We start from the raw sequence: 10,506 nt of genomic DNA, 5'->3' as shown, positions 1-10,506 counted from the left end.
ATGGTGCTGCGCGGTGTTGCCCTGATGACCCTGGTCAATGTGGCCAAGGCAGGCCTGTCATTGCTGCTGTCGATCCTGATCGCGCGGCTGGTGCCGCCGGGTGCGTATGGCCTGGTCGCGCTGGCGGTGACGCTGCTGACCTTGTTGATGCTGCTGACGGACCTTGGGCTGGCCAGCGCCGTGGTTCGGCAGCCGAATCTGGACGCCGATCAGGCGGGCGCCGCACTGAGCCTGCTAGGCGTTGGCGGATTGTTGTCCGGGCTTGTGCTGGCGATTTCCGCATCGACCCTGGAGCGGGTGCTGGCGATGCCTGGGCTGTCCCAGGTACTGCATGGATTCGCGATCGTGTGTGCGTGCTCGATCATCGCCGTGGTGCCGCGGGCGATGCTTGAGCGGCGACTGGCCTACGGTACGGTGTCGGGCATCGAGCTTGCGGCGATGGTGTCGGGATTTGCCGCTTTCGAGTTGGCAGCCTGGGCGCAGGCCGGGATCCTGAGCTTGGTGGCTTTTCATGCCGTGCTCCAAGGCACGCGCATGGTCGGTTTTCTGGCGTTTTCCCACCGCGCCATGCGTCTTGGATTCCGGACACGAGGACTGCGAGAAATGGTGCATGTGGGCGGATCGGTTTTTGTTGCGAACCTGCTGTCTTTCGGCGCACGCAACCTTGACCGGCTGGTGATCGCGGCGGTTCTGGGCTCCACAAGCCTCGGCTTGTATGCATTCGCCTACCAGTTCATGACCTTGCCGCTGGTGCTGCTGACCTGGCCCGCCAGTGGCGTGCTGCTGGCAGTGCTTTCCCGCCTGCACGGACAGCGCGAGATGGGCGCGGCATTGGCACGGTCCGTGGTGCTTCTGACGGCTACGCTGACATTCCCATTGATGGCCACGATGACGTTCGCGCTGGATCTGCCTATCCGCGCCTTTTTTGGTGACCGCTGGGACGGCGCCAGTTTGTTGATTGCGATCCTGGCCCCGGCAGGCGCATTGCAGTCTCTGGCGGCCTACACCGGCGCCTTGTTGATCAGCCGGAAGGAGACGCGCATGAACATGCGACTTTCGATCTTCAACTGTACGGTGGCGTCCCTGTGTTTTCTGGCATCGGTATGGGCCGGTATCGAAGTCATGACAATGAGTTATTCGTTGTCGATGTCGCTGGTGTCGATCATCTTCCTGGTCGTCTCCATGCGGCAGTTTGGGATCGGCATCGGCGAGTTGCCGCGTTTGCTGGCGGTGCCGGCGGCAGCGGCTGTCGTCGGCGTCGTCCTGGCCGTCGCGGCCTTCGGCACGACCCTCGATCACTGGGGCCAGTGGACAGGTGCGTTGAGCCTGTTCCTGCTGGTTCAGGTGATCGCCCTTGCATTCAACCGGCAGCGGCTGCGCCAGTCCATTGCAGACCTGCGGCATGTCTCGACCAGCCTGGTAAAACGGAATGACGCTCCGGTCCACGAAGGTTTAGCAAAGGCTTAGATGCTCGATTCCCTCAATATTCGCCGTCTCATCTCTGGGCTTGGTGCCGCGATGCTGATCGGTGCGGCCTGTTCGGCCGGCGCTCAGACCGCGGGCGAGCCTGCATGGGCGGCGCCCCTGCTCCTGCAAGCCCAGAGTCCGGTCACGCCTCTTGCAGCCGATGCGCAGGCGACTTGGCAAGGCCCGACAGGTCGGCCCGTGCACGTGGTCGTGCAAGTGCCGCGCCTATCCGCTAACGCCCTGCGTGTGGAAGTGCGTCCCCCGCCCACTGGCGAAGAAGCGGGGCCGGTGATTGACAAGGCGCTCGCCCAACTGCGGGTTGCAGGCGGCGGACGGCTGGTGTTGGCGCCGGGGCGCTACACCCTGAACCAGGTGGATCGCGTGAAGGCCTGCCATCTGTGCATCGAAGACCTGCATGACGTGTCCATCGAAGGCGACGGTGCCGAGTTTGTCTTCGGCAAGAACAGCGACGGGATCGTGATCTCGCGCAGTCAGCGCATTCGTATCAGCGGACTGTCTCTGCGATATGCGTTGCGCACGTCGTCCATCGGGAAAATGGTGGAGCAGGACGGCCGCAAGCTTCTGCAGTTGGACTCGGGCGGTGATCCGGAAGATGAAATCCGTCAGATGGTGGAGTTCGATCCGGCGCTCGGACGCTGGCCATCGACGGGCAAGCGATTTTTGTTTCCCACGGGCGATGCCCGAACGCCCAGGCGTGTGGCGCAGGGCCTTTACAGCGCGGAGGCTTTCGCTCCGCTCCCGGCCGGGATGCGTTTCAGCATTCATCACCAGTGGTATGGCGGCATTGCCGTGCGGGCGCTCGACACGGTAGGACCCAACCAAGACGAAGACCTGATGTTTCAGCGGCTGAACATCGATAACACGCCGGGCATGGGCATCGTGGGTTATGGCGTGCGCCGGGGGTTCGCGGTGCTGGACTCCCGTATCGGACCGGCGGGCGACCGTTGCGAACAGCTTTCCACCGCCTGGGATGCGATCCATGTCCAGATCGTGACCGGGGACATCCTGATCAAGAACAACCGCTTGGCCTGCAGCGGCGACGACGCCATCAACGTCGCCAGCCCGGTAAGCCCAGTCGTGAGCCGCACCAGCGACAGTGAGCTGCGCATTGGCCGTTACTCGCGGTTCATCCGGGCCCAGGACACCCTTGCATTGTTCGACAAGGAAAACCACTGGCTGGCCAATGTCCGTGCAGATGGCGATCCGGTCGCTCTGGGCGGCCTCGACTTCTCCGTCCGCGTGCAAGGTGTCCTGCCCGACACGGCCGGTCCGATATTTGTGCGCGATCTGCAGATGTCCACGCTGCGATACGCCATCGAGGGCAACGACATTGGTCCGTGTGCCTGCAACGCGGTGCTGGTGCAGGCGGCGCACGGGCTCATTCGCAGTAATCGCATCAAGGGTGTGAGCCATGCGGGAATCAAGCTGCTGAGCAACACGGGTTCTTTCCAGGAAGGAACGGGTGCGTTCAACGTGCTGGTCGAGAAAAACAGCATCCGGGAATCGGGCATGAACCTTGGCACTCGCCTCGGCAGCGGAGACTGGGGTGCCATCAACGTGTATGGCCTGGGTCCTGGCAAATTGCACGACGGTCCCACCAACACCGACATCGCCATCAAGGACAATAGTGTCGATGGCACGGATCAAGCCTGCATCGCGGTGACGAGCACTTGGCGAGTGCAGGTTGTCAACAACCGCTGCAAGGACACCAACCGCGGCAGATCCGGCCCGAGCATGCGTTTCACCATGAGCGACGGCGTCCAAGTGATCGGCAACGTGCGCAGCGGTCGTTCGACCGGCGGCCTTGATGTGGATTCGACCAACGGTCCCGACGTGCGGGCCCAAACCAACTACTGATATGTCGGATTCGTTACCCATCATCGACGCCGAGACCACCGTCAATGCGCCGCCGCCCCAGGGCACCCTCGGCCTGCGTGGGCTGCTGTCCATGGACCTGCACGCATGCAACGGCCGCACCGGTATGAAAGCGATGTTTGCAGCACTCGTGTACGACTCGTCTTTTTCCGCCATTGCGTGGCACCGTCTAGCCCAGCACCTCCAGGCCCGTGGATGGAAACGCCTGGCCAAGCTCGTCTGGCGCATGAACACATCGCTCACGTCCTGCCATCTGCACCTGGATGCGCACATTGGCGGAGGCCTCTATCTTCCGCATCCGACCGGTGTGGTTGTCGGTGCCGGCGTGATGCTGGGCGAGTTTGTCACGCTTTATCAACATTGCACTTTAGGACGCAACTTGCGAGATACAGGCTATCCGCGGCTAGGAAACGGCGTGACCCTCTATCCGGGCGCGACCATCATCGGTTCTGTCGTCATTGATGATTGTGTGACGGTTGGCACGCAATCGGTCGTGTTCAAAAGCCTGCCCGCAGGCGTCGTCGTAGCGGGAAATCCTGCACGGGTAATCAGGCAAGTCGATAGCTCGCAAGGCGGTGAACAGGAAAAAAAGGATTCGCCAGCATGACGGATGCCAACGGCAGCCGCTCCAACACCATCGTCCTTGTGCAGGCCTTACGCGGACTTGCCGCGCTGCTGGTGTTGGTGGGGCACTGCCAGGAACAGCTGGCCACCGCCGCATTCAAAAGTGGCATGGCCTTCCTCCCCCATTTTGTCTGGCCAGGCGGCTTCGGCGTAGACCTGTTTTTCTGCATCTCGGGCTTCATCATGGTCGTGACGTCCGCACGGCTTGCAGGGCAGGCAGGTGCAGCGCGCGAATTCCTAGTGCGCCGTGCCATACGGCTGGTGCCGTTGTATTGGCTGGCAACCTTGCTGTATCTGTTCGTGCTGGCCTTTGGCTCCAAGGGACTACCTGCCCAGCCCGTAACCGCCCTGGTCACCTCGCTGCTGTTTTGGCCCTTTCCCGCTTTCGGACTACAGGACGGCCTCGCGTTTCCCCTTTTGTCGCTCGGCTGGTCGCTCAACTACGAAGTGCTTTTCTACCTGCTGTTCTCCATCGCGCTCGTCTGGCCCATCGGGCGTGCCGTCTGTGTTACCTGGATGTTGCTGGTCATCCTCTTGGGAGTGGGGGTGGCATTTCACCCGGATGGGGTGGCATTGCGCTTCTGGACACAAACCATCGTGCTGGAGTTTGGTGTAGGCATGCTTGCGGGAATGATGTGGCGCCGCGGTTTTCGCTTATCGATGCCGTTTGCGCTGATGCTTGCGTCCCTCGCGATAGCCTGGCTCTGCGTGGACCCGGCCGGCCTCATGCAGCTTCCACGCGGTCAGTCGACTCCGAACGACATCTTCCGCCTGCTCGGCTGGGGCATTCCCGCGAGTGGCTTGCTGCTTGCCCTGACGTCTTACGAACGTGGGCAGCCGGAACGGGTGCGCCGCTGGCCCATCCAGCCGCTGGTGCATCTAGGCGACTGGTCGTACGCCCTTTACCTTTTGCACCCCTTCGCACTTGTGGGATTGACGCGAGCTTGGCTCAAGCTCGATCCATCGATGCGCCCGGGCCTGCCCTGGCTGGCTGCCGCGTTCATCGTGGGAAGCGTGGTGCTCGCCGCGTTTGTTCATCGAAAGGTCGATCAGCCGATGACGGCATCGCTCAATCGACGCTGGCGCGAGCGGCGCGCCTGGCGGCTGCAACCCTCCAAATAACGAAAGCGCCGTCTTGAAGATTCTTCACCTGAGTTCCGTATATGCACCCCAGCGTGTCGGCGGCGCCGAGAAGGTGGTGGAAATGCTCGCCAGCCAAGGTGCCGCGATGGGCCACCAAGTGGCGGTGGCGCACATCGCGCCAGAACCGGCTCCAGTCCATGAATGCGATGGCGTGTCGGTGCACCCCCTGCGCCACCGCAATCCGCTATGGATCGGTGACACGGGCCGTCATCCGCTGCTGCGCCAGGCCAACAAGGTTGCGACGCTTTTCAACGTCTTGACGACCGCCGACTTCGACCGCGTGCTACGTGACTTCAGACCCGACGTGGTGCATACGCATTCGATGGTCGAGTTGCCACCCTGGGTATGGCAGGTCGCCGCCAGGCGGGGCTGCGCAGTGGTGCATACATTGCATGACTACGACCTGCTGTGCATTCGTTCGTCTTTGTTCAAGGACGGTGCCCACTGCGCACCTCGCCACACAGCTTGCCGCCTGTTCTCCCGGGTAAAGCTGACGCAGCATGGCTACATCGACCAGGTTGTCGGCGTGTCTCAGGCAATCCTGGACCGACACCTGGCTGAAGGTTGTTTTCCGCATCTGGGGCGGGAGGACAAACATGTCATCTGGAACCCAGTCGATGCGCCACCGGCTGGCGTTCGAACGCCTTGGAAGCCCGCAGCCAACCTCCCGTTCACTTTCGGCTTCATTGGCCGCCTGGTTCCAGAAAAAGGCTTGCATACCTTGCTTGCGGCCTGCCGTCAGTTGCCTTCGGAAGGATGGCGATTGCGCATTGCCGGACGACTCGATGAATATCAGGCAGCCGAGATTCAAACGCTCATCGATGGATTTCCGGTGGAGTTGGTCGGCTATGTGGAACCTTCAAGCTTTCTTGCAGGACTCGACACATTGATCGTCCCATCGATTTGGCTAGAACCGTTTGGATTGACGATCATCGAAGCCTACGCGGCAGGTGTGCCGGTGATTGGTTCGAACACTGCGGGCGTGGCGGAGATCGTCGGTGCTGTTGACCTCGCCGCATTGGTGGCGCCAGGCGATGTTGGAGCGTTGGCCAAGAAAATGGCGGAGGTCATGCGCGACGGCCCGCGCGACATACCGCAGACCGCACGCGAGCAAGTGATGCAGCGGACGCGACTCGCATTTGTGGCCCGCTCGTACGACGCGGTTTACGAACGAGGGTTGAGGCACGCTAGGGCAGATAAAACAAGTAGGCGTGCTGTATGAGATCGGAAGCCGCAAGCCTTCTCTCAAACATTCAGGGATCTAAATGAGACAGTCGACCTGGGATTATGCAAGAGGCATCGGCATTATTCTCGTAGTCTATGGGCATGTCTTGCGAGGCCTGGCGGCAGCAAACGTCATTCCCACAACACATTGGATATTACATTCGGATTACCTGATCTATACGTTCCACATGCCGCTGTTCTTCCTGCTTGCAGGGATGAATGTCAATCCGGCAAAAGCTCGATTTATTGCTGGTAAAGTAAGGACGATCTTGTTCCCGTTTGTCGTGTGGTCATTATTGCAGGCAGTCGTGCAAATCACGCTATCTGGCAGCACAAACCAACCCATGCACCTCACGGACCTTCCGAAGATTCTGCTCTACAAGCCTACTGGGCAATTCTGGTTCCTTTACGCATTGTTTCTTTGCCACGTCATCATTGTGTTAACGGGCGACTTGAAAGTGCGGCTTGCTGTCGTAGCGACGGTCATTTATTGCATCGGGCAACTTTTTGACCTTGGCATTCTGTCCAGCACATTCATATATTTTATATTCTACGCATTCGGCCTCATTCTGGCACCTCAAGTACCGAAAATTCTGGAAAGGACCACGACCGCGCCTTGGGTCATTGCCACCTGTGCAGCGTTTTTGATAGCGACCTATGCAGCCTCCCTGGCTGGTGATTATTCTGCGCCCACCGCGCTGCCATCTGCTTTTCTGGGAATTCTGCTTGTTCTTCAGACTTCCCGCATTTTGGCAACTTCAGGAAAACTCATAATAATCGAGTTGCTTGGCCTCATGTCGATGCCAATTTATGTCATGCACATTCTTTCCGGCAGTGGAACTCGGATCTTGTTAATCAAGTTTGGCGTTCACTCCATCGCACTGCACGTGGCTTTGGGATTATTAGCCGGCCTTGTATTTCCGATAGTCGCTTATTGGGCTTTTGCCAAACTGCATATCGAGGCGCGTCTGGGGCTTCCTGCGAGCCGGGGAATTTTCTCTAAACCCAAGCATATTGCGCCCGCATGACATGGTCCTGCAGCGACCTGGCGCATTTTGCCACGCAAAGCCTCGCGCACATTTTATACCGCTGAGTCGCCATATCAGCTGATACCAAGACTCATACGACGCTCAACGTCGCAATGAAAACAACCTCAACATGGGCCGCTCCAACACAAGGTGAATCACCAGGGAAGCGATGATGGACACGGTCACCGACGTGATAACAAACGCCCAAAGATAAGGCAGGCCGAAGCGCTGCCAGATCAGCACGACGATATTAATAGAAAACGGGTGCGATAAATACAGAACATAAGACGCATCGCCGCCCAGCACGAATAACTTGCCAAAACGCAGGTCCTCGACCTCCCCGCCCCGCATGAGCACGATGCCGGTCACGACCATGAGAGCAGGAATACCACCTGCAATCACGCGCGGCACATATTGCAATGCATGAAATGACACCATGACGATCGCGATCACAAACCCGACTGCGATCAAGATCCATGCTTGTGCTCCGCCCAGCCGGTATCCGCCTATGAAGAGCGCGGCAAGACCGATGCCGGCCAGAAACTCGAGAATAATCGGATCGCCCCAAAACTTCAGCATATAAAACGACGCAGGGGCGACAGCGGCGACGAGAACCAATATCAAGAATCCACCAACCAATACCGAAAGACCCACCCTGCGGCGGGCAAGCAACGCCAAAGCAAATGCGGCGTAAAAGAACATTTCATAATTCAACGTCCAGCCGAGCGCCAACACGGGGAAAACGCCGCCGTCAATTCTCATCCAGGGAATAAACAGGTATGAGGGAAGGACATTACCTATTTTTGCCGTGCTGGGTGCGACATGGGATACGAATACCAGCGATGCGACAATCATTAGCGTTGTGAACAACCAATACATCGGCACGACACGAGCAAAACGTCGGCGCAAGAATGATGACGCAGATCCGGGCATGGCGAATTTCGCATGCATCAGGTAATACATGACAAACCCACTAATGACAAAAAAGATATCGACGCCAAAGCCCCAATCGATAAAGTCAAGCGGTTGAAAGTTCTTTGCGCCCGCGATTCGCAGGTCCAGAGCCTCGTGCTGGGCATGTCCAAAAAGCACTAACGCTGCGGCCACGAAACGCAGCGCCTGCAAATTGTATAGATAGTGCTTTGTGCCGGACGTCAATGCTCACTCCACTGTTCAATAACCCAAAATGCGGGCAGTTTTAGGTAACGATATTCAAATTCGATTGGTCGACCAATCTTGACGGAAGTCGATGACTCCGGACCAGCCGTCACGGCCATTAGCAAGATACGAGCCAAGTTCACTACGGTCTGAAAATAAGATCTCGATGATATCTTTAATAATTTCAACTCCACAGGGTTTTATTCACCAACGCAAGATGCAGTCTACGGCCGTGACCGGCGGACGATTTCAAGAATCGGCTCCTAGGATTCGTAGTCGCCCATGGATTCGGACCAGTACAAAAAGAGCAACTTACAAGTCAGTAGTTATTGCTCATCGTCTCCGCGCCGCTACTCACTTGCAAAAGTGTATGAGTCTTGAGACTTCCGCGTTGAGTACCGTGGAATGCTTCCGTAGCGACAAAAACCTGCAGAAGCAGAGAAAACAAAAAGCCCCGCCAGTCTCACAACTAGCGGGGCATCTGTTTGGCGGAAACGGAGGGATTCGAACCCTCGATGAGGCTCTACACCCCATACTCCCTTAGCAGGGGAGCACCTTCGGCCACTCGGTCACGTTTCCTTCAAGCCCTCAATTATGCCTCATTTCTGAGGCATTTTTTACGTTCGATCAGACCTGTTCGAGACCAAATGCCTTGTGCAAGGCTCGGACCGCCAGCTCCATGTACTTCTCGTCGATCACGACCGATGTCTTGATCTCGCTGGTGCTGATCATCTGGATGTTGATGCCCTCTTCGCTCAACGATCGGAACATCGTCGCGGCCACGCCGACGTGGCTGCGCATGCCGATGCCGACGATGCTGACCTTGCAGATCTTGGCGTCGCCGACGACTTCGGAATTGCCGCCCAGCGCTGGCAGGACCTTGTCCTTCAGCAGATCGACCGCCTTGGCGAAATCGTTGCGGTGCACCGTGAAACTGAAGTCGGTCGAACCGTTCTTGCTCAGGTTCTGGATGATGACGTCGACTTCGATGTTGGCATCGGCCACTGCGCCCAGGATCTGATAGGCGATGCCTGGCTTGTCCGGCACGCCGAGGACGGAAATCTTCGCCTCGTCGCGGTTGAAGGCAATGCCGGATACGACGGCTTGTTCCATGTTTTCGTCTTCCTCGAAAGTGATGAGCGTGCCTGACTTGGCTTCTGTCTCGATGTCGATGTCCCAGTCGGTGAAACTGGACAGCACCCGCAAGGGCACCTTGTATTTGCCGGCGAACTCCACCGAGCGGATCTGCAGCACCTTGGAGCCCAGCGACGCCATTTCCAGCATCTCCTCGAAGCTCACCTTCAGCAGCCGGCGCGCTTCGGGCACTACCCGCGGGTCGGTGGTGTAGACGCCATCGACGTCGGTGTAGATCAGGCATTCGGCGGCCTTCATGGCAGCAGCCACGGCCACGGCCGAGGTGTCGCTGCCGCCACGGCCGAGCGTGGTGATGTTGCCGTCGCCGTCGATGCCCTGGAAACCGGTGACGATGACCACCTTGCCGGCGGCCAGGTCGGCACGCACACGCACGTCGTCGATGGATTCGATGCGCGCCTTGGTGAAGGCGCTGTCGGTGCGGATGGGCACCTGCCAGCCGGCATAGCTGACCGACTCCATGCCCTCGCCCTGCAGCGCGATGGCCAGCAGTGCGGACGATGCCTGCTCACCGGTGGATGCCAGCATGTCGAGTTCGCGGCTGTAGGCGTCGCCCGGTTTGCTGGGAGCCAGCTCCTTGGCCAGGCCGAGCAGGCGGTTGGTCTCGCCGCTCATGGCGCTGGGGACGACCACCATCTGGTGCCCTGCTCGGGCCCATTTGGCTACGCGCTTGGCCACATTGCGAATGCGCTCGGTCGACCCCATCGAGGTGCCGCCGTATTTGTGAACGATTAATGCCATCGGGAAAACAAAACGCCGCGAAGCGACTGGAAAGATTCGCCGGTCCGGGCCTGATGAGGCCGGTCGGCGGGAG

The 10,506-nt window shown here is 59.0% G+C and carries 8 protein-coding genes and 1 tRNA gene; 6 read left to right on the top strand and 3 right to left on the bottom strand.

Annotation, left to right across the window (positions count from 1 at the left end):
• Genes AC3ANW_RS08165 through AC3ANW_RS08140 form a run of 6 tightly spaced genes read left to right on the top strand, consistent with a single transcriptional unit; the run spans position 1 to position 7,382 of the window.
• Positions 1 to 1,467 carry an oligosaccharide flippase family protein gene (locus AC3ANW_RS08165; RefSeq protein WP_488344683.1) on the top strand — a complete coding sequence of 489 codons (1,467 nt, stop codon included), beginning with the start codon at positions 1 to 3 and terminating at the stop codon, positions 1,465 to 1,467.
• Positions 1,468 to 3,345, top strand: coding sequence for a hypothetical protein (locus tag AC3ANW_RS08160; RefSeq protein WP_488344682.1), 1,878 nt, complete (start codon positions 1,468 to 1,470; stop codon positions 3,343 to 3,345).
• Between the two features lies 1 nt (position 3,346).
• Positions 3,347 to 3,970 carry a serine O-acetyltransferase gene (locus tag AC3ANW_RS08155; RefSeq protein WP_488344681.1) on the top strand — a complete coding sequence of 208 codons (624 nt, stop codon included), beginning with the start codon at positions 3,347 to 3,349 and terminating at the stop codon, positions 3,968 to 3,970.
• Positions 3,967 to 5,109 (top strand): acyltransferase family protein, encoded by a 1,143-nt coding sequence (locus tag AC3ANW_RS08150; protein WP_488344680.1) that lies wholly within the window; start codon positions 3,967 to 3,969, stop codon positions 5,107 to 5,109. Before AC3ANW_RS08155 ends, AC3ANW_RS08150 begins: the two co-directional genes overlap by 4 nt.
• A 13-nt stretch (positions 5,110 to 5,122) precedes the next feature.
• On the top strand, positions 5,123 to 6,352 hold the full coding sequence (locus AC3ANW_RS08145) for a glycosyltransferase family 4 protein (protein WP_488344679.1): 1,230 nt from the start codon (positions 5,123 to 5,125) through the stop codon (positions 6,350 to 6,352).
• Positions 6,353 to 6,395: 43 nt separating this feature from the next.
• The gene (locus AC3ANW_RS08140; protein ID WP_488344678.1) at positions 6,396 to 7,382 is read left to right on the top strand and encodes an acyltransferase family protein; all 987 of its coding nucleotides are present in this window, start codon (positions 6,396 to 6,398) and stop codon (positions 7,380 to 7,382) included.
• A gap of 102 nt (positions 7,383 to 7,484) precedes the next feature.
• Here the strand turns inward: AC3ANW_RS08140 and AC3ANW_RS08135 are convergent, their stop codons facing one another.
• The 3 genes from AC3ANW_RS08135 to AC3ANW_RS08125 form a co-directional block, all read right to left on the bottom strand.
• The gene (locus tag AC3ANW_RS08135; RefSeq protein WP_488344677.1) at positions 7,485 to 8,540 is read right to left on the bottom strand and encodes an acyltransferase family protein; all 1,056 of its coding nucleotides are present in this window, start codon (positions 8,538 to 8,540) and stop codon (positions 7,485 to 7,487) included.
• Positions 8,541 to 9,026: 486 nt separating this feature from the next.
• Positions 9,027 to 9,119, bottom strand: a tRNA-Ser gene (locus AC3ANW_RS08130).
• A gap of 48 nt (positions 9,120 to 9,167) precedes the next feature.
• Positions 9,168 to 10,433, bottom strand: coding sequence for an aspartate kinase (locus tag AC3ANW_RS08125; protein ID WP_488344676.1), 1,266 nt, complete (start codon positions 10,431 to 10,433; stop codon positions 9,168 to 9,170).
• Positions 10,434 to 10,506 lie beyond the last annotated feature (73 nt).

It is taken from the genome of Xylophilus sp. PBN-3R, assembly GCF_057747805.1.
The sequence above is the reverse complement of the archived record's forward strand: the minus strand, read 5'-3'. Positions and strand labels throughout refer to the sequence as shown.

Coding starts and splice junctions, on each gene's coding strand:
- AC3ANW_RS08140 (WP_488344678.1), top strand. CDS start 6,396: ATGAGACAGTCGACCTGGGATTATGCAAGAGGCATCGGCATTATTCTC.
- AC3ANW_RS08155 (WP_488344681.1), top strand. CDS start 3,347: ATGTCGGATTCGTTACCCATCATCGACGCCGAGACCACCGTCAATGCG.
- AC3ANW_RS08125 (WP_488344676.1), bottom strand. CDS start 10,433: ATGGCATTAATCGTTCACAAATACGGCGGCACCTCGATGGGGTCGACC.
- AC3ANW_RS08160 (WP_488344682.1), top strand. CDS start 1,468: ATGCTCGATTCCCTCAATATTCGCCGTCTCATCTCTGGGCTTGGTGCC.
- AC3ANW_RS08165 (WP_488344683.1), top strand. CDS start 1: ATGGTGCTGCGCGGTGTTGCCCTGATGACCCTGGTCAATGTGGCCAAG.
- AC3ANW_RS08150 (WP_488344680.1), top strand. CDS start 3,967: ATGACGGATGCCAACGGCAGCCGCTCCAACACCATCGTCCTTGTGCAG.